The following is an 18,154-nucleotide window of genomic DNA, read 5'->3' on the forward strand; positions in this document are numbered from 1 at the left end:
TCTCATGAGGATATCACAAGCACATATCTCCTCTTTTATAACTATAAATTGGATTATGCTTTTAACACTAAAAAGCATCTTTTTTCGGCTTTTTGGTATGCAGACTCCTGCAATCGCCCTTTAAGCGATCCACTCTCTGATGGACGATGTCATGACTGAACACACTGCGGTACCGCTGTCGGTACTGGATTTATCGCCAATCCCGCAAGGGGCCAAGGCACGCGACGCTTTCCACTGTTCGCTGGATTTGGCGCAGCACGCCGAACGCTGGGGCTACCAGCGCTACTGGCTGGCCGAGCACCACAACATGACCGGCATCGGTAGCGCCGCCACCTCAGTGCTGCTGGGCTATCTGGCCGCCGGCACCCAAAGCATTCGCCTCGGCTCCGGCGGTGTGATGCTGCCGAACCATGCGCCGCTGGTGATTGCCGAGCAGTTCGGCACGCTGGAGTCGCTCTACCCAGGGCGCATCGATTTGGGGTTGGGCCGAGCGCCCGGCACCGATCAGCGCACCATGATGGCGCTGCGCCGCCACCTGTCCGGCGACGTGGATACCTTCCCGCGCGACGTGCAGGAACTGCAAAACTATTTCTGCGATGCGCAGCCCGGCCAGCCGGTGCAGGCGGTGCCGGGCCAGGGGCTGCACGTGCCGCTCTGGCTGCTCGGTTCCAGCCTCTACAGCGCGCAGCTGGCGGCACAGCTCGGCCTGCCGTTCGCCTTCGCCTCGCACTTCGCCCCGGATATGCTGTTCCAGGCGCTGCAGCTGTACCGCGAGAACTTCAAACCGTCCAAACAGCTGGCGCAGCCGCACGCCATGGTATGCGTCAACGTGATCGCCGCCGAGAGCGATAGCGATGCGCGCTTCCTGTTCAGCTCGATGCAGCAGCAGTTCATCAATCTGCGCCGCGGTTCGCCCGGCCCGCTGCCGCCGCCGGTGGATAACATTCACGCGTTGTGGACCGCCGGCGAGCAATACGGCGTCGAGCAGGCGCTGCGGATGTCGATCGTCGGCGATGAAAAAACGGTGCGCCACGGGCTGCAAACGCTGCTGCGTGAAACCGATGCCGACGAGATCATGGTCAACGGCCAGATTTTCGATCACCAGGCGCGGCTGCGTTCGTTCGAGATTGTTGCCGGCGTGAAGGGCGACATCGTGAAGGGATAAAAAGCGAAAAGGCGGTGGGGAACCCCACCGCCTCGGCGTTAACGCTGGATCAGGTAGCGGATGGTCGGCCCGTCCTGCTGGATATCCAGCACCTTATAGCCATGGTTGCGCGCATCGAGCGGGATGTTGTTGATCGACTGCGGGCAATCGCTGATCACTTCCAGGATCTCCCCCTGTTTCAGCTGCGGCATCGCCTCCAGCGTCGCCACTGCCGGGTACGGACAAGGCTCACCCAGCATGTCCAGCCGGTAGTCCGGCACTATCGTCGTCTCTTTCATGACATGCTCCTCAAGTTCACCACTTGCGCCTCAGGCCGGGCGCGGAAAAAGCGTTTCTCCCACCACAGCATGGCGGCGAAGGCCAGCGCCAGCAGCAGATAGGTCACCAGCAGGCCACCGACCGGGCCGAAGGTGTCGAGCAGGTTGATTTTGTCGTAGTCGGTCGCCAGCGCCGGCGCCAGATCGTCCCAGTAATAGGCCAGCAGCGTAGCGCCGATGATGTTGCCCAGCCCCACCCACCAGTAGTGCACCTGCCCTTCCACCGCGCGGTACATCCAGCCGGTTTCGCAACCGCCGGCCAGCACGATGCCGAAGCCGAACAGCAAGCCGCCCAGCACCGCATTCGGGCCGGCCCACATGATCTTCGGCGCCACGCCGAGCTGCACGTAGCTGAAGATGCCGATGGCGCTCACCGCCATGCCGATGATGATGGCTTTCGCCATGTGAGTGCGGCCGGTGATCCACAGATCGCGGAACGCCGAGGTGAAGCAGATCTGCGCGCGTTCGATCAGCAAACCGAAGCCGATACCGAACAGCATGGCGATACCGAGCTTCGGCGCATCGAACAGCGTCCACAGCGACCAGGCCACCGCCAGGCCGAAGACCGCCATGCCCAGCCGGAAGCGGCGGCGCGCCTGCTCAGGCTTCTGCGTCAACGGCGCGGCGGACTTCACCTTTTGCAATTTGACCGGGATGCGGAACATCGGCAACAGCGTGAATTTGGCGCCGAAGTAGGAGCCGGCGGCGGTCGCCAGCGCGAAGAACCAGGCATGCAGCGAGAACTGCGGGATGCCGGTGAAAAACGCTGCCAGGTTACAGCCCATCGCCAGGCGCGCGCCGAAACCGGCGATGATGCCGCCCAGCAGCGCCTGTACGATGCGAATGCGGTGCTGCGGCTGGCGCAGCTTGATGTTGTTGGCCCACAGCGCGGCGGCGATGCAGCCGGCGAACATGCCGATGATCATGCGCCCGTCGATGCGTTCCAGCGGCGTGCCCTGCAGGCCGATAACCTTGAAATAGCCCCACTGCTCGGGGTGCAGGCCGAACCACTGCAGCACATGGCCGCCCCAGCGGGTGAATTCGCCGGTCACCGCCCAGAAGGTGCCGGTCATGCCGAAGTAGTAGGTAGAAAGGATCCCGGCAGCGATCACCGCCGGCAGCGGTGCCCAAAAGCGCACCAGGTATTGAGATTTGAACTGCTGCCAACTCATGGCATCTCCCGTGCATATCATCCATAAGAAAAAACCTTATGAATGATACGCCATTCGGGGGCGTTTGACGGCAATTTTCAGGCATAAAAAAACCAGCCCGCAGGCTGGTTTTTCAGAGCGCTTCACCGCGAACGGTGAATCAGCGATTACGCGTCGCCGAAACGACGACGTGGTGCTGCCGGTGCGCTGTCATCACGGCGTGGCGCCGGCTTGCCGTCACGGTTGTAGTTACCGCCACGACGCTCGCCGCCGTTACCGCCTTCACGACGTTCGCCGAAGGAGCGACGTGGGCCGCCTTCGCGACGTTCGCCGTTGAACGGACGGCCGTTACCGTTGCCACGACGCTCGCCACCGTTGCCACCGTCACGACGCTCGCGACGTTCGAACGGCTGTGCGTCGCCCAACAGCTGCATGTTCATCGGCTTGTTCAGGATGCGAGTGCGAGTGAAGTGATTCAGGATCTCGCCCGGCATGCCTTTTGGCAGCTCGATGGTGGAGTGGGAAGCAAACAGCTTGATGTTACCGATGTAACGGCTGCTGATATCGCCTTCGTTAGCGATAGCACCAACGATATGACGGACTTCAACGCCATCGTCACGGCCCACTTCGATACGGTACAGCTGCATTTCGCCAACGTCACGACGTTCACGACGCGGACGGTCGCCGTCACGGCTATCGCGGCTGTCGCGACGGTCGCCACGATCACCGCGACGATCGTCACGGTCGTTGAACTCGCGGCGCTGGCGCGGTTTGAAGACCGGATCCGGCGGCAGGATCAGCGGACGTTCGCCCTGAGCCATTTTCAGCAGCGCTGCGGCCAGGGTTTCCATATCCAGCTCTTCTTCCGGCTGCAGTTTGGTCAGCAGTGCGCGGTACAGATCCAGATCGCTGCTTTCCAGCTGCTGCTGAACTTTCGCGGCGAACTTGGCCAGACGACGCTCGCCCAGCAGTTCTGCGTTTGGCAGCTCCACTTCAGGGATGGTCAGCTTCATGGTGCGTTCGATGTTGCGCAGCAGGCGGCGTTCGCGGTTTTCCACGAACAGCAGCGCACGGCCGGCGCGACCCGCACGGCCGGTACGGCCGATACGGTGAACGTAAGACTCGGAGTCCATCGGGATGTCATAGTTGACAACCAGGCTGATGCGCTCAACGTCCAGGCCACGGGCCGCAACGTCGGTCGCGATCAGGATATCCAGACGACCGTCTTTCAGGCGCTCCAGGGTCTGCTCACGCAGCGCCTGATTCATGTCGCCGTTCAGCGCGGCGCTGCTATAACCGCTGCGCTCCAGCGCTTCGGCCACTTCCAGGGTCGCGTTCTTGGTACGGACGAAGATGATCGCCGCGTCAAAGTCTTCGGCTTCCAGGAAACGCACCAGCGCTTCGTTTTTACGCATGCCGTAGACCGACCAGTAGCTCTGGCTGATGTCCGGACGGGTAGTCACGCTGGACTGGATGCGCACTTCCTGCGGCTCTTTCATGAAGCGGCGGGTAATGCGACGGATCGCTTCCGGCATGGTGGCGGAGAACAGCGCGGTCTGATGTTCTGCCGGGATCTCAGCCATGATGGTTTCTACGTCTTCGATAAAGCCCATGCGCAGCATTTCGTCGGCTTCATCCAGCACCAGACCGCTCAGGTTAGAGAGGTTCAGGGTGCCGCGCTTCAGGTGGTCCAGCAGACGACCTGGGGTACCCACAACGATTTGCGGGCCCTGGCGCAGAGCGCGCAGCTGTACGTCGTAACGCTGGCCGCCGTACAGGGCTACCACGTTGACGCCGTTCATGTGTTTGGAGAAATCGGTCATCGCTTCGGCAACCTGAACCGCCAGTTCGCGGGTCGGTGCCAGCACCAGGATCTGAGGTGCTTTCAGGTCTGCCTGCAGGTTGTGCAGCAGCGGCAGCGAGAACGCTGCGGTTTTACCACTACCGGTCTGTGCCATGCCCAGCACGTCGCGGCCGTTCAACAGGTGAGGAATACACTCAGCCTGGATCGGAGATGGTTTTTCATAGCCCAGATCGTTCAGGGCGGAAATGATTGGAGCAGACAGCCCCAGATCAGCAAAAGAGGTTTCAAACTCAGTCGTCATGTACACGTGCCTCATTAATAATGGCAGCCAGTCTACATAACTCGTCGAGAAAATTTTCAGTCATTTTCATTGAAAAGTGTGAACCGGCTCAAATTAGATTATAAAACGAACAAAAAAGCCCTCGCCCGTTAAGGCGATAACTTTGGTTAAAAACCAATGTTCATCAGGCTGATAGGTGTTCGTCAGCTATTGCTGGTCCGATTCCGATAGGTCGTCTTGCTCTTGGCCCAAAAGCGCCAATTCCAACAATGCATAGCGGTGCTCAACGAAGTTGTGAACGTTGTTAGACACCGTCAGTTTGAACAGCGCCGAAGCGGTGTCCTTGTCCCCCAGACTCAGGTAGTGTTTACCCAAATAGAAGTCAGTTTCACTGAGATGCTCAGCGAGCGAAGTGTTATCCGTTGCATCTGCCTTGAGGCGTTCCATCAGCGTTTTTTCGCTGATCTTGCCCAGGTAGAATTCGACAATATTCCATCCCCATTGCCCTCTGTCCGATTTGTCATAGCGCTGCTGAAGCGCTACTTCGGCCTTCTTGGGATCGATTTCTCGCTCCACCAGATACAGCCATAACGAACGGAAGGGATCGTTTGGGTCGTCTTGATAAAACGCCTGCAGATCATCCTGCGCCAACGGGAAGCGGCCGCCATAATACAGTGCGATGCCCCGGTTTAAACGCGCGTAATTGTAAGTTGGATCAAGCTCTAGTACAGAATCAAACGCTTCATAGGCAGCATCAAAATTGCCTGCCTGCGTTAAGTAAATGCCCAGGTAGTTGAAAACTTCCGGCATGTCGGGACGTATCGCCAGCGCCTGCGAGAAATCATTGCGCGCTAATGCACGTAACCCGAGGCTATCATACAGCACACCGCGCTCATATAAAAGCTGTGCGCGTTCGTCATCCGTCAGTGCCCGGCTGGCAAGAATTTGTTCCATGCGCGCCAGGATCACTTCCTGCTGCAACGTAGGCTGCAACGGGATTGCCAAAACTTCGTCTTTACGCCAATCATGGTTGCTGCATCCTGCCAGCATGAGTGCTGTCGCAACGTAACACCAGCGCAAGAAAGGCTTCATTTCCCACTCCCGAAGACAAACATTGGATGAACGTCCTGTCCTCCGTTTGCTAAAACGCGGGTATCCTACCCGCGCGATACGAACAGCTCCCAACCCCATGGCGGGGAGCTGTAAAACTATCTATACAGTTATTCTGCTTCAGGCGCAGGTGAACCTGCTTCCGGCGCCATCGCTTCTTTGATGCTCAGACGCACGCGGCCCTGACGGTCAACTTCCAGTACCTTAACCGGCACTTCCTGACCCATCTGCAGATAGTCGGTCACTTTCTCAACGCGCTTGTCGGCGATCTGAGAAATGTGCACCAGACCTTCTTTACCACCGCCGATAGCGACGAATGCGCCGAAATCAACGATACGGGTCACTTTACCCTGGTAGATACGACCCACTTCGATCTCTGCCGTGATCTCTTCGATACGACGGATAGCGAATTTCGCCTTCTCACCGTCGGTCGCAGCGATTTTAACTGTACCATCATCTTCAATTTCGATGGTAGTGCCAGTCTCTTCGGTCAGTGCGCGAATAACGGAACCGCCCTTACCAATCACGTCTTTGATTTTATCCGGGTTGATGCGGATAGTATGAATACGCGGTGCGAATTCGGAGATATCGCCGCGTGGGGAGCTGATAGCCTGTTCCATCACGCCCAGGATGTGCAGACGCGCGCCCTTGGCCTGGTTCAGAGCCACCTGCATGATCTCGCGGGTGATGCCTTCGATTTTGATGTCCATCTGCAGCGCGGTGATACCGTCGCGGCTACCGGCCACTTTGAAGTCCATGTCGCCCAGGTGATCTTCGTCACCCAGAATGTCGGACAGAACCACAAAGTTATCGGCTTCTTTCACCAGGCCCATCGCGATACCCGCAACGGCAGCCTTGATTGGCACACCGGCGTCCATCAGCGCCAGAGATGCGCCGCACACGGAAGCCATGGAAGAAGAACCGTTGGATTCGGTGATTTCAGACACGACGCGAACCGTGTACGGGAAATCTTCCGGTTTAGGCATCATAGCCAATACGCCGCGTTTCGCCAGGCGACCGTGACCGATTTCACGACGCTTAGGAGAACCGACCATGCCGGTTTCGCCTACGGAGTACGGAGGGAAGTTGTAGTGGAACAGGAAGCTGTCGGTCTTCTCGCCCATCAGCTCGTCCAGGTTCTGTGCGTCGCGCGCGGTACCCAGGGTCGCGGTAACCAGCGCCTGAGTTTCGCCACGGGTGAACAGCGCGGAACCGTGGGTGCGCGGCAGTACGCCGGTGCGCACGTCCAGGCCACGGATCATGTCTTTTTCACGGCCGTCGATACGCGGCTCGCCACGCAGTACGCGGCTACGCACCACGTTCTTCTCGACGTTGCCCAGGATGTCCTGGATTTCGCCGGCGTCCAGCGTTTCGTCCTGCGCCAGCAGGGTTTCAACCACGCTGTCTTTGATCGCGTCAACCTGAGCGTAACGCTCTTGTTTTTCGGTGATGTGGTAAGCGTCGCCCAAGCGAGCTTCGGCCAGTTCAGCCACGCGCGCGTGCAGCGCTTCGTTGACCGCAGGGGCCTGCCAATCCCACTTCGGCTTGCCGGCTTCGGCAACCAGGGAGTTGATGTTTTCGATAACCACTTGCTGCTGGTCGTGGCCGAACACCACGGCGCCCAGCATCTGATCTTCGCTCAGCACTTCCGCTTCGGATTCAACCATCAGCACCGCGCCTGCAGTACCGGCAACCACCAAATCCAGACGGCTTTCTTTCAGCTCGTCAGTTGTCGGGTTCAGCACATACTGATCGTTGATGTAACCTACGCGAGCTGCGCCGATTGGGCCGTTGAACGGAATACCGGACAGGCTCAGGGCGGCAGAGGCGCCGATCATCGCAACGATGTCCGGGTTCACCTGCGGGTTAACGGAAACCACGGTCGCGATCACCTGAACTTCGTTCAGGAAGCTGTCCGGGAACAGTGGACGGATCGGACGGTCGATCAGACGGGAAGTCAGGGTCTCGCCTTCGCTCGGACGGCCTTCGCGACGGAAGAAGCTGCCCGGGATGCGGCCGGCGGCGTAAGTACGCTCTTGGTAGTTAACGGTCAGCGGGAAGAAGCTCTGGCCCGGCTTGGCTTTTTTCTGGCCAACGACGGTAACGAATACGGCGGTGTCATCCATGCTCACCATAACGGCGGCGGTGGCCTGACGAGCCATCATACCGGTTTCGATGGTGACGGTATGCTGGCCATACTGGAATTTGCGAATGATCGGTGTCAGCAAAATTATATCCTTGATTAGCGGCGCGCAATCGCATTGACGACTCGACACGCCTGTGACTCGATTTGCCTTCTCACTACATCCTCGCGACTAATGACAATCCTTATCTCAGGCAGGAGATAAAGCCTCTCATTAGCCGCGCGAACCTCTGTAACGGAAGAACCTGTTTGGAAACATCAGTAATACATTAACCTGATTTGCTTATGCTTCCTAGAAGAAAGGGGCCAAAATAGGCCCCTTTCCACTGAAACTTGCTAGATTAGCGACGCAGACCCAGACGCTCGATCAGGCTGGTGTAACGTGCTACATCTTTACGCTTCAGGTAGTCCAGCAGCTTACGACGCTGAGAAACCATACGCAGCAGACCACGACGGCTGTGGTGATCTTTTTTGTGCTCGGAGAAGTGGCCTTGCAGATGGTTGATCTGCGCAGTCAGCAGGGCAACCTGAACTTCGGTAGAACCGCTGTCGTTAGTACCACGACCGAAATCAGCTACGATTTGAGCTTTAGCTTCAACACTTAGAGACATTGTAATACTCCAGATTATAGATAATAAAAACAGGCGCCGATCTCTAATTCAGCAACCCAATGCATAAGCTGCGCCATTCTACTCTTAGCGCAGTGCGATCGCAAGGCGACGCAGTGCCCCGCCGTCAGTCGAAATGCTCGACCACCAGGCGGCGCGGCGCCACGCGACCATCCTCGGCGATGTCGCCAACGCCGATGAATTTTCGCTCTTCACCCTCGGTGATACGCACCAGGCCGGAAGCCGGCGCGCCGGCGACTTGCACCGGTTGCCCCTGCTTGACGTAACCCGCAACCACCGGCAGCAAATTCACTTCCGGATAGTTCTCAACCGGGCTGTCCATCGGCATCAGCAGCGGATCGAGCAGCTCGCCGGGCGCGATTTCTTGTTCCTGCGCCTGCGCCAGCAAAGCGTTCAGCTGTTCCAGCGTCACCATGCGCGCGATCGGATAAGTCGCCACCTGCAGGCGGCGCAGATAGATCACGTGCGCGCCGCAGCCCAGCAGCTCGCCGAGATCGTCGGTGATGGTGCGGATGTAGGTGCCTTTCGAGCAGTGGATCTCCAGCTCCAGCTCATCCCCTTCCCAGCGGATAAACTGCAGCTCGTACACCGTGATGCTGCGCGCTTCGCGCGGCACTTCAATCCCCTGGCGCGCATACTCGTAGAGTTTCTTGCCCTGGTATTTCAACGCCGAATACATCGACGGCACCTGCTGGATGTCGCCGCGGAAGGTGTCCAGCGCCGCGTCGAGCTGCGCCTGGGTGAAATTCACCGGGCGCTCCTGCACGATCTGGCCGTCGGCGTCGGAGGTATCGGTACGCTGCCCCAGCTTGGCGATCACCCGATAGCGCTTGTCGGAATCGAGCAGGTATTGCGAAAACTTGGTCGCTTCGCCCAGGCAAATAGGCAGCATGCCGGTCGCCAACGGATCGAGCGCGCCGGTATGGCCCGCTCGGTTGGCGTTGTACAGACGTTTTACTTTTTGCAGCGCATCGTTGGACGACAACCCCTGCGGCTTGTCCAGCAACAGCACGCCGTGGATGTCACGGCCGCGGCGACGAGGGCGACTCATTAATCCTCCTTGTCATCGCCTGAGGCGGAACGCCGCTCGGCGTCGTTCTTCACCACGTTGGTCACCAGGTTGGACATGCGCATGCCTTCCACCAGGGAGTTGTCGTAAGCGAATGTCAGCTCCGGCACCACGCGCAGGCGCATCGCTTTGCCCAGCAGGGTACGGATATAGCCGGAAGCGTCCTGCAACGCTTTGATGCCGTTGGTGACCAGATCCGGATCGTGGTTCTCGGTCAATACGTTCAGGAAGGTGACGTAAACCTTGGCATACGCCAGGTCGCGGGACACTTCCACGCCGGAAACGGTCGCCATGCCGACGCGCGGATCTTTAACTTCACGCTGCAGAATGATCGCAATCTCTTTCTGCATCTCTTGCGCCACGCGTTGACCGCGGCTGAATTCTTTTGCCATTTTGGATTCTCCAGACAAATCGGGGGGCACAAAGGCCCCCCGTAAACAGATATAAGCAGATGTGCAATCGTTAAGCGATGGTGCGTTGGATCTCAATGATTTCGAACACTTCGATCATGTCGCCGACGCGCACGTCGTTATAGTTCTTAACGCCGATACCACATTCCATGCCGTTACGGACTTCGTTAACGTCATCTTTGAAGCGGCGCAGGGATTCCAGCTCGCCTTCATAGATAACCACGTTGTCGCGCAGTACGCGGATTGGGTTGTGACGCTTGATGGTCCCTTCGGTAACCATACAGCCGGCGATAGCGCCGAACTTAGGCGATTTGAACACGTCGCGCACTTCGGCCAGGCCGATGATCTGCTGCTTGTATTCCGGCGCCAGCATACCGCTCATCGCCTGCTTCACTTCGTCGATCAGGTTATAGATCACGGAGTAGTAACGCAGATCCAGGCTTTCCGCTTCGATCACGCGGCGCGCAGAAGCGTCGGCACGCACGTTGAAGCCCAGGATGATGGCGTTGGAAGCCGCAGCCAGCGTCGCGTCGGTTTCGGTGATCCCACCTACGCCGGAGCCGACAATCTTCACCTTCACTTCGTCGGTAGAGAGTTTCAGCAGCGAGTCGCTGATCGCTTCGCAAGAACCCTGCACATCGGACTTCAGTACGATGTTCAGCTCGGACACTTCGCCGTCGGTCATGTTGGCGAACATGTTTTCCAGCTTGGACTTCTGCTGACGCGCCAGTTTGACTTCGCGGAACTTGCCCTGACGATACAGCGCCACTTCACGCGCTTTCTTCTCGTCGCGCACCACGGTCGCTTCGTCACCCGCTGCAGGCACGCTGGACAGACCCAGGATTTCCACAGGGATAGACGGACCGGCAGAGGTCACTTCACGGCCCAGCTCGTCACGCATCGCACGCACACGGCCGTATTCGAAGCCGCACAGGACGATGTCGCCCTTGTTCAGCGTACCTTCCTGAACCAGTACGGTAGCCACTGGGCCACGGCCTTTATCCAGGAAGGACTCGATCACTACGCCGCTCGCCATGCCGCTGCGTACCGCTTTCAGTTCCAGAACTTCGGCCTGCAGCAGGATAGCCTGCAGCAGCTCGTCGATACCGGTACCGGCTTTCGCGGACACGTGAACGAACTGCGCTTCGCCGCCCCACTCTTCCGGCATAACGCCGTACTGAGACAGTTCCTGCTTAACGCGGTCCGGATCGGCTTCCGGCTTGTCGATTTTGTTCACCGCAACCACCAACGGCACCTGCGCCGCTTTCGCGTGCTGGATAGCTTCGATGGTCTGTGGCATCACGCCGTCGTCGGCCGCCACCACCAGAACCACGATGTCAGTCGCCTGAGCACCACGAGCACGCATCGAGGTAAACGCGGCGTGGCCCGGGGTATCCAGGAAGGTGATCATGCCGTTCTCGGTTTCTACGTGGTAGGCACCGATGTGCTGGGTAATGCCGCCGGCTTCGCCCGCCGCCACTTTGGTGGAGCGGATGTAGTCCAGCAGAGAGGTTTTACCGTGGTCAACGTGGCCCATGATGGTCACGACCGGCGCGCGCGGCTCAGCCGCAGCGCCCGTATCACGGTCGCTCATCAGCGCTTCTTCCAGCTCGTTTTCACGACGCAGAATAACTTTGTGGCCCATCTCTTCGGCAACCAGCTGTGCGGTTTCCTGGTCGATAACCTGGTTGATGGTGGCCATCGCGCCCAGCTTCATCATCACTTTGATGACCTGAGAACCTTTTACCGCCATCTTGTTGGCCAGCTCGGCCACGGTGATGGTTTCACCGATCACCACGTCACGGTTAACCACCTGCGCCGGCTTGTTGAAGCCCTGCTGCAGAGCGCTAGGCTTGCGTTTGCCTTTACCGCCACGGGTAACGGCACGCGCTTCTTCGCGATCCGCTTTGGATTCGGACAGCTTGTTGCCTTTCTTCTGCTTGGTCGCTTTGCCGCCGCGGGTGCGGCTACGACGATCGCCTTCAACTTTGGCGTCGTTTTCGTCTTCTGCGGCACGCGCATGCTGAGAGGTGGTCACGTGATAGTCGGCACTTTCAACCGCAGCGCTTGCCGCGTCGGCCTGGGCCCACTTCTCGCCGTTCTCTTCGGCCATGCGACGGGCTTCTTCCGCCACGCGCTTGGCTTCCTCTTCAACCTTGCGGCGCACTTCCTCTTCCGCTTTACGTTTCAGTTCAGCGGCTTCGGCTTCACGGCGTGCTTTTTCCGCCTGAGCTGGCTTGGTCATTTCGTCGGTATGTTGATTGGTCACTTTTTCTTTTTCCGCTGAATTACGCTTAGCAATCTCCGCGGCCTCACGTTTGGCTTGCTCTTCGGCTGCGCGCTTCGCTTCCGCTTCGCGTTTTGCGAGCTCTTCCGCTTCGCGCCGTGCCTGCTCTTCCGCTTCACGCTGTGCCTGCTCTGCCGCTTCAGCCAACTGGGCTTCCTGCGTATCGCGATTTACATAAGTGCGTTTCTTGCGGACCTCAATTTGCACCGATTTACTTTTACCGCCGGTGCTCGGGATATTCAAGGTGCTGCGCGTTTTGCGCTGCAAAGTGAGTTTACCTGGCGCGCTGCCGTGTTCACGGTTCAGGTGCGCCAGCAATGTTTCTTTTTCTTGCTGGGTAACAGAGTCCGACTCGGACTTGTTGATCCCTGCATCAGCAAACTGCTGTACCAGGCGATCAACCGGAGTCTGAATCTCTGCTGCCAGCGATTTTACGGTTACATCTGTCGTCATGCTGTTCCTTCCTGCTACAGTTATTACGCGTTGTCGCCAAACCAACAGATATTGCGTGCAGCCATGATCAGCTCACCGGCTTGCTCATCGCTAAGCCCTTCAATATCAGCCAGATCGTCAACACCCTGCTCGGCAAGATCTTCCAGCGTACAAACCCCACGCGCGGCCAGTTTAAAGGCCATGCTGCGCTCAAGACCCGGCAGGTTGAGCAAATCGTCGGCCGGTTTGTTGTCGCCCAGGCTTTCTTCTTGTGCCAGGGCCAGCGTGGTCAATGCAGCTTTGGCGCGTTCGCGCAATGCTTCAACCGTATCTTCATCCAGACCGTCGATTTCCAACAGCTCTTTGATCGGCACGTAGGCCAGCTCTTCCAGCGTGGAGAAGCCTTCTTCAACCAGTACGGTGGCGAAATCTTCGTCGATATCAAGATACTTGGTGAAGGTATCAATAGCGGCATGAGCCTCGGCCTGGTGCTTGGCCTGCAGGTCGTCCGCCGTCATCACGTTCAGTTCCCAACGATCGTCGCCGCGGTGTTGTTTCAGCAGCTGGGAAGCCAAACGCACGTTTTGGCCGTTACGGCCGATCGCCTGTGCCAGGTTGCTGGCTTCAACGGCGATATCCATGGTGCAGTTATCTTCGTCTACCACGATCGACGCGACGTCGGCCGGCGCCATGGCGTTGATGACGAATTGCGCGGGGTTATCATCCCACAGGATGATGTCGATGCGTTCGCCGCCGAGCTCGCTCGACACGGCCTGAACGCGCGCACCGCGCATACCTACGCAGGCGCCGACCGGGTCGATGCGCTTGTCGTTGGTTTTCACTGCAATTTTCGCGCGAGAGCCAGGATCGCGGGCTGCCGCTTTAATTTCGATCACTTCTTCGCCGATTTCCGGCACTTCGATGCGGAACAGTTCTTTCAGCATTTCCGAGCTGGAACGGCTGACGAACAGCTGCGCGCCGCGAGCTTCAGGACGCACGGCGTACAGTACGCCGCGAATGCGATCGCCCGGACGGAAGTTTTCGCGCGGCAGCATGTCTTCACGGCCAATCACCGCTTCGGCGTTGTTGCCCAGATCCAGCGCGATGCTGTCACGGTTCACTTTCTTCACCACGCCGGTGACGATCTCACCTTCGTGTTCACGGAAAGCGTCGACCACCATCGCACGCTCGGCTTCACGTACTTTCTGCACGATAACCTGCTTGGCGGTTTGGGTGGTGATACGGTCAAAGGTCACAGATTCGATCTGATCTTCGACGTAGCCGCCGAGCTCGATGCTCGGATCTTCAAACTGAGCGGCTTCCAGCGTGATTTCACGCGTCGGCTGAGTCACTTCGTCTACGGCGACCCAACGGCGGAAGGTGTCGAAATCGCCGGTTCTACGGTCAATGCTGACGCGCACGTCGATTTCCTGCTCGTATTTTTTCTTGGTTGCGGTGGCTAATGCAGTTTCCAGCGCTTCGAAAATCTTCTCGCGCGGAAGGGATTTTTCATTGGAAACTGCTTCAACAACAGCCAGAATCTCTTTGTTCATCCTAGTTGCCTCTTCCAAACTTTAAAAGTGGGGTACCAGGTTCGCTTTCTGGATGTTGCTCAGCGCGAACACTTCATCTTTCCCTTCCACAGTAACCGTGATCATCTCGCCTTCGACAGACTTGATAATACCCTGCCACTTGCGACGGTTCTGTACCGCCATGCGCAGGACCAGGCTGACTTCTTCACCGAGGTAACGCGTATAGTGTTCTGCGGTGAACATCGGGCGATCAAGGCCAGGAGAGGAGACTTCCAAGTTGTAAGCGACCGTGATTGGATCTTCGACGTCCAATACAGCGCTGACCTGGTGGCTGACATCAGCGCAATCATCAACATTGATGCCGTTATCACTATCAATATAGATGCGGAGCGTCGATTGGCGCGCACGAATGAATTCGATGCCTACAAGCTCAAAGCCCAACGCTTCTACGGGTGCCGAAAGCATCTCTGTTAACTGTTGCTCTAATGTGGACAAGCCCACCCCCAAGACATAAAAAAAGGGCTAAATAGCCCAGTGATTCTGTTGCCAAATAACAAAAAACCCCGAAAAATCGGGGCTTTATGCAACTGGACCCTGTTTGCCGCTAGGCGGCCTCGGTACAACTTTCGAGCAAGTGTCATTTTCAAATGTTGATCGAGAAAAGCGGATTTCAATCGAAAAGTGTATTTGAAAATAAACACTTAAAGGAAAGTGGTTGCGGGGGCCGGATTTGAACCGACGACCTTCGGGTTATGAGCCCGACGAGCTACCAGGCTGCTCCACCCCGCGTCCGAAAACGTGGCAAATACTACGCCGATAATCGCAAAATTGCAAGTTATCTCTGGGATTTGGTACCGAGGATGGGACTCGAACCCACAAGCCCGTTAGGGCACTACCACCTCAAGGTAGCGTGTCTACCAATTCCACCACCTCGGTACTGATTCTTACTGCTAACGGCCGTTGTTCCTTCGAGTTCACAACCACCGTTTACAAACTTTTTGCGGCTTACTGCGGGATGTCGCTGCTCGGCTTAGCTGGTGCTGCCGGCGCGGTCGTCTGCTCAGTTTTCACTGGCTGACCCAAGTTTTCCCACTCACTGCCTTTCTTGCTTTGGTTGCTGCTGAGGTTGCCCAGAATCAGGCTGATGACGAAGAACAGCGTCGCCAGCACAGCAGTCATGCGGGTCATAAAGTTACCGGAACCACTCGAACCGAACAATGTGCCTGATGCACCTGCTCCGAAAGAGGCTCCCATATCAGCGCCTTTACCTTGCTGTAGCATAATCAGAGCAACCAGCCCGATTGAGATCAGCAGGAAAATTACTAGAAGAGCTTCGTACATAGTAGTACCCGTATCCTTGCGGCCTCACCGCATGCCAAATGCTTCACACTCATCAAGCAGGCGTTTTTACAAACTGCCTACTGAAGCGGGTGTGAATACTAACCAAAGCCGCCAACCCACGCAAGGGCAATTTGCTGCCGCCGGCGCGTTTGCGGAAAAAAACGCCAACAATCATCTATTCGGGCTCAGCGATGCCAAGCCCGATGGCTAACTGTCTGTTTTAACCTGCTGATTTCACCGCATCGGCGATGCGATGCGCCAGCGCGGTCACCTGCTGCTCGTCCTCGCCTTCCACCATCACGCGGATCAGCGGCTCGGTGCCCGATTTACGCAGCAGCACCCGGCCACGGCCGGCCAACTCGGTTTCCACCTGCTCGGTGACCTTACGCACCGCTTCAGATTCCAGCGGATTATGCTCGCCGGCGAAGCGGACGTTGACCAGGATCTGCGGCAGCAGCTTCATGCCGCTGCACAGGTCATGCAGGCTCATGTGGTTGCGCACCATGGCAGTCAGCACCTGCAGCCCGGCCACGATGCCGTCGCCGGTGGTGGTTTTGTCCAGCAGGATCACATGGCCGGAGTTTTCCGCACCGATGCGCCAGCCCAGTTCCTGCAGTTTCTCCAGCACGTAACGGTCGCCCACTTTGGCGCGAGCGAACGGAATACCCAGCTGTTTCAGCGCCAGCTCCAGCCCCATATTACTCATCAGGGTACCGACCGCGCCGCCGCGCAGCTGCCCCTGACGCAGGCCTTCGCGGGCGATGATGTACAGGATCTGATCGCCATCCACCTTGTTGCCGAGGTGATCCACCATCATCACGCGGTCGCCGTCGCCGTCAAACGCCAGGCCAACGTGCGCTTTTTCCTGCAGCACGCGCTCCTGCAGCTGACGCACGTCGGTAGCACCGCATTTTTCGTTGATATTCATACCGTCCGGCTCAACACCGATGGCGATCACCGTGGCGCCCAGTTCGCGCAGCACGCTCGGCGCAATGTGGTAAGTCGCCCCGTTGGCGCAGTCGACCACGATTTTCAGCCCCTTCAGGCTCAGCTCGCTCGGGAAGGTACCTTTGCAGAATTCGATGTAACGGCCGGCGGCGTCGATGATACGGCTGGCTTTACCCAGCTCGGCGGACTCCACGCAGGTCAGCGGTTTTTCCATCTCGGCTTCAATTGCCTCTTCGACGTTGTCCGGCAGTTTGGCGCCGTCGATTGAGAAGAACTTGATACCGTTGTCATAGAACGGGTTATGCGAAGCGGAAATGACAATGCCTGCTTCGGCACGGAAGGTACGCGTCAGGTAGGCCACCGCCGGCGTGGGCATCGGCCCGGTGAAGGAGGCGGACAATCCAGCGGCCGCCAGACCGGCTTCCAGAGCGGACTCCAGCATATAGCCGGAGATGCGCGTATCCTTACCGATGATGATCTTGCGGGAACCGTGACGCGCCAGCACTTTACCGGCCGCCCAGCCCAGCTTCAGCACGAAGTCCGGCGTGATGGGGCTGTCCCCGACCTTGCCACGGATGCCGTCGGTGCCAAAATATTTGCGCTCGCTCATGTCTCTACTGTCCCTTAGCTGAAAGTGTTGCCTCGACGACACGCATCGCCTCGACGGTTTCTTTAACGTCATGCACTCTGACAATCTGCGCACCCTGCATCGCCGCGATTACCGCGCAGGCCACGCTGCCGATAACCCGTTGATCCGGCGGCACGTTCAGCAGTTGCCCAATCATCGATTTACGCGACATGCCGACCAATAGCGGCAAACCGAAACGATGAAATTCCGACAACCGTGCCAGAAGCTGATAGTTGTGCGCCAAATTTTTACCGAAACCGAAGCCTGGGTCGAGCAGCAATTTCTGATTTGTTATCCCCGCCTCGTTACAGCGCTGAATATGATGCTCGAAAAACGCCTGAACATCGGCAATCAGGTCATCGTAATGCGGCGCCTGCTGCATGGTGCGCGGCTGCCCTTGCATATGCATCAGACAGACCGGCAGACCGCTTTCCGCCGCCGCCGCCAGGGCACCCGGCTCCTGCAGCGAACGAATGTCGTTAATCAGATGTGCGCCTGCATGCGCCGATTCGCGGATCACGCCCGCTTTCGAGGTATCGACCGAGATGAAGACTTCGAAGCGCTGCGCCAGCGCTTCCACCACCGGCACGACCCGTTCCAATTCTTCCTCTTCACTCACCTCAGCTGCCCCCGGCCTTGTCGATTCGCCGCCGATATCGATCATCGTGGCACCGGCCGAAATCAGCGCATGCGCGTGGAGCAGCGCCTGGTTCAGGGTGTTGTGACGGCCGCCGTCGGAAAACGAATCCGGCGTCACATTGAGGATACCCATCACCTGCGGATAGGAGAGGTTGAGCGTCATGTCGCGCACGGTTAACTGCATGGTTGGTCCACCTTACTGTTGCCTGGTTCACTGCCCGCCGGGCAAAAAAAAACCCCGGCGTACCGGGGTTTGATGTTATTACACA

16 protein-coding genes and 2 tRNA genes are annotated in these 18,154 nt (G+C 58.0%); 1 reads left to right on the forward strand and 17 read right to left on the reverse strand.

All coding sequences use genetic code 11. From position 1 onward, the window contains the following. The first annotated feature begins 151 nt into the window (after positions 1–151). On the forward strand, positions 152–1,165 hold the full coding sequence (locus tag ACJ8J4_RS16250; protein ID WP_025305059.1) for a luciferase-like monooxygenase: 1,014 nt from the start codon (positions 152–154) through the stop codon (positions 1,163–1,165). 38 nt (positions 1,166–1,203) lie between these two features. Here ACJ8J4_RS16250 and yedF read toward each other — a convergent pair whose 3' ends face one another. From yedF to folP, 17 genes are all read right to left on the reverse strand, one after another. Beyond that, positions 1,204–1,443: a sulfurtransferase-like selenium metabolism protein YedF gene (gene yedF / locus ACJ8J4_RS16255; protein ID WP_197836441.1), complete on the reverse strand. Its 240-nt coding sequence runs from the start codon at positions 1,441–1,443 to the stop codon at positions 1,204–1,206. Beyond that, complete coding sequence (yedE, locus tag ACJ8J4_RS16260; RefSeq protein ID WP_043139259.1) at positions 1,440–2,654, reverse strand: selenium metabolism membrane protein YedE/FdhT; 1,215 nt, start codon at positions 2,652–2,654, stop codon at positions 1,440–1,442. The genes yedF and yedE overlap by 4 nt, the downstream gene beginning before the upstream one ends. Before the next feature lie 146 nt (positions 2,655–2,800). Next, positions 2,801–4,738 (reverse strand): DEAD/DEAH family ATP-dependent RNA helicase, encoded by a 1,938-nt coding sequence (locus ACJ8J4_RS16265; RefSeq protein ID WP_025305057.1) that lies wholly within the window; start codon positions 4,736–4,738, stop codon positions 2,801–2,803. After that, on the reverse strand, positions 4,728–4,808 hold the full coding sequence (yrbN, locus tag ACJ8J4_RS16270; protein WP_099032700.1) for a protein YrbN: 81 nt from the start codon (positions 4,806–4,808) through the stop codon (positions 4,728–4,730). Before yrbN ends, ACJ8J4_RS16265 begins: the two co-directional genes overlap by 11 nt. Positions 4,809–4,924: 116 nt before the next feature. Continuing rightward, positions 4,925–5,809 (reverse strand): lipoprotein NlpI, encoded by an 885-nt coding sequence (nlpI, locus tag ACJ8J4_RS16275; RefSeq protein ID WP_025305056.1) that lies wholly within the window; start codon positions 5,807–5,809, stop codon positions 4,925–4,927. A 128-nt stretch (positions 5,810–5,937) separates the two neighbouring features. Beyond that, complete coding sequence (pnp, locus tag ACJ8J4_RS16280) at positions 5,938–8,055, reverse strand: polyribonucleotide nucleotidyltransferase (protein WP_025305055.1); 2,118 nt, start codon at positions 8,053–8,055, stop codon at positions 5,938–5,940. Positions 8,056–8,311: 256 nt separating this feature from the next. Further along, positions 8,312–8,581 carry a 30S ribosomal protein S15 gene (gene rpsO, locus ACJ8J4_RS16285; RefSeq protein WP_004933502.1) on the reverse strand — a complete coding sequence of 90 codons (270 nt, stop codon included), beginning with the start codon at positions 8,579–8,581 and terminating at the stop codon, positions 8,312–8,314. Positions 8,582–8,705: 124 nt separating this feature from the next. Next, positions 8,706–9,650, reverse strand: a complete 945-nt coding sequence (gene truB, locus ACJ8J4_RS16290; protein WP_025305054.1) for a tRNA pseudouridine(55) synthase TruB — start codon at positions 9,648–9,650, stop codon at positions 8,706–8,708. Then, positions 9,650–10,060, reverse strand: a complete 411-nt coding sequence (gene rbfA / locus ACJ8J4_RS16295; RefSeq protein ID WP_004933508.1) for a 30S ribosome-binding factor RbfA — start codon at positions 10,058–10,060, stop codon at positions 9,650–9,652. The genes truB and rbfA overlap by 1 nt, the downstream gene beginning before the upstream one ends. Positions 10,061–10,130: 70 nt before the next feature. Continuing rightward, the gene (gene infB / locus ACJ8J4_RS16300; protein ID WP_004933511.1) at positions 10,131–12,818 is read right to left on the reverse strand and encodes a translation initiation factor IF-2; all 2,688 of its coding nucleotides are present in this window, start codon (positions 12,816–12,818) and stop codon (positions 10,131–10,133) included. 23 nt (positions 12,819–12,841) lie between these two features. Continuing rightward, a complete protein-coding gene (gene nusA, locus ACJ8J4_RS16305; protein ID WP_019453340.1) occupies positions 12,842–14,350 on the reverse strand; it encodes a transcription termination factor NusA in 1,509 nt (502 codons plus the stop codon). Between the two features lie 21 nt (positions 14,351–14,371). Beyond that, positions 14,372–14,824, reverse strand: a complete 453-nt coding sequence (rimP, locus tag ACJ8J4_RS16310) for a ribosome maturation factor RimP (protein ID WP_004933515.1) — start codon at positions 14,822–14,824, stop codon at positions 14,372–14,374. A gap of 217 nt (positions 14,825–15,041) precedes the next feature. After that, positions 15,042–15,118 (reverse strand) — tRNA-Met (locus ACJ8J4_RS16315). A gap of 60 nt (positions 15,119–15,178) precedes the next feature. Then, positions 15,179–15,265: transfer RNA gene (locus ACJ8J4_RS16320), tRNA-Leu, on the reverse strand. 69 nt (positions 15,266–15,334) lie between these two features. Beyond that, positions 15,335–15,670: a preprotein translocase subunit SecG gene (secG, locus tag ACJ8J4_RS16325; RefSeq protein ID WP_004933519.1), complete on the reverse strand. Its 336-nt coding sequence runs from the start codon at positions 15,668–15,670 to the stop codon at positions 15,335–15,337. Between the two features lie 220 nt (positions 15,671–15,890). Continuing rightward, positions 15,891–17,228 carry a phosphoglucosamine mutase gene (gene glmM / locus ACJ8J4_RS16330; RefSeq protein WP_025305053.1) on the reverse strand — a complete coding sequence of 446 codons (1,338 nt, stop codon included), beginning with the start codon at positions 17,226–17,228 and terminating at the stop codon, positions 15,891–15,893. A 4-nt stretch (positions 17,229–17,232) separates the two neighbouring features. Next, positions 17,233–18,069: a dihydropteroate synthase gene (gene folP, locus ACJ8J4_RS16335; RefSeq protein WP_060433997.1), complete on the reverse strand. Its 837-nt coding sequence runs from the start codon at positions 18,067–18,069 to the stop codon at positions 17,233–17,235. Positions 18,070–18,154: the final 85 nt, after the last annotated feature.

The organism is Serratia sp. CY47280, assembly GCF_052168655.1.
Lineage (GTDB): Bacteria > Pseudomonadota > Gammaproteobacteria > Enterobacterales > Enterobacteriaceae > Serratia > Serratia bockelmannii.

What these genes read in the sequence shown, in the direction of transcription:
- yrbN (WP_099032700.1), bottom strand. Translation starts at nt 4,808, where the DNA reads ATGAAAATGACTGAAAATTTTCTCGACGAGTTATGTAGACTGGCTGCC.
- rpsO (WP_004933502.1), bottom strand. Translation starts at nt 8,581, where the DNA reads ATGTCTCTAAGTGTTGAAGCTAAAGCTCAAATCGTAGCTGATTTCGGT.
- nlpI (WP_025305056.1), bottom strand. Translation starts at nt 5,809, where the DNA reads ATGAAGCCTTTCTTGCGCTGGTGTTACGTTGCGACAGCACTCATGCTG.
- ACJ8J4_RS16250 (WP_025305059.1), top strand. Translation starts at nt 152, where the DNA reads ATGACTGAACACACTGCGGTACCGCTGTCGGTACTGGATTTATCGCCA.
- yedE (WP_043139259.1), bottom strand. Translation starts at nt 2,654, where the DNA reads ATGAGTTGGCAGCAGTTCAAATCTCAATACCTGGTGCGCTTTTGGGCA.
- yedF (WP_197836441.1), bottom strand. Translation starts at nt 1,443, where the DNA reads ATGAAAGAGACGACGATAGTGCCGGACTACCGGCTGGACATGCTGGGT.
- secG (WP_004933519.1), bottom strand. Translation starts at nt 15,670, where the DNA reads ATGTACGAAGCTCTTCTAGTAATTTTCCTGCTGATCTCAATCGGGCTG.
- rbfA (WP_004933508.1), bottom strand. Translation starts at nt 10,060, where the DNA reads ATGGCAAAAGAATTCAGCCGCGGTCAACGCGTGGCGCAAGAGATGCAG.
- ACJ8J4_RS16265 (WP_025305057.1), bottom strand. Translation starts at nt 4,738, where the DNA reads ATGACGACTGAGTTTGAAACCTCTTTTGCTGATCTGGGGCTGTCTGCT.
- nusA (WP_019453340.1), bottom strand. Translation starts at nt 14,350, where the DNA reads ATGAACAAAGAGATTCTGGCTGTTGTTGAAGCAGTTTCCAATGAAAAA.
- truB (WP_025305054.1), bottom strand. Translation starts at nt 9,650, where the DNA reads ATGAGTCGCCCTCGTCGCCGCGGCCGTGACATCCACGGCGTGCTGTTG.
- infB (WP_004933511.1), bottom strand. Translation starts at nt 12,818, where the DNA reads ATGACGACAGATGTAACCGTAAAATCGCTGGCAGCAGAGATTCAGACT.
- folP (WP_060433997.1), bottom strand. Translation starts at nt 18,069, where the DNA reads ATGCAGTTAACCGTGCGCGACATGACGCTCAACCTCTCCTATCCGCAG.
- glmM (WP_025305053.1), bottom strand. Translation starts at nt 17,228, where the DNA reads ATGAGCGAGCGCAAATATTTTGGCACCGACGGCATCCGTGGCAAGGTC.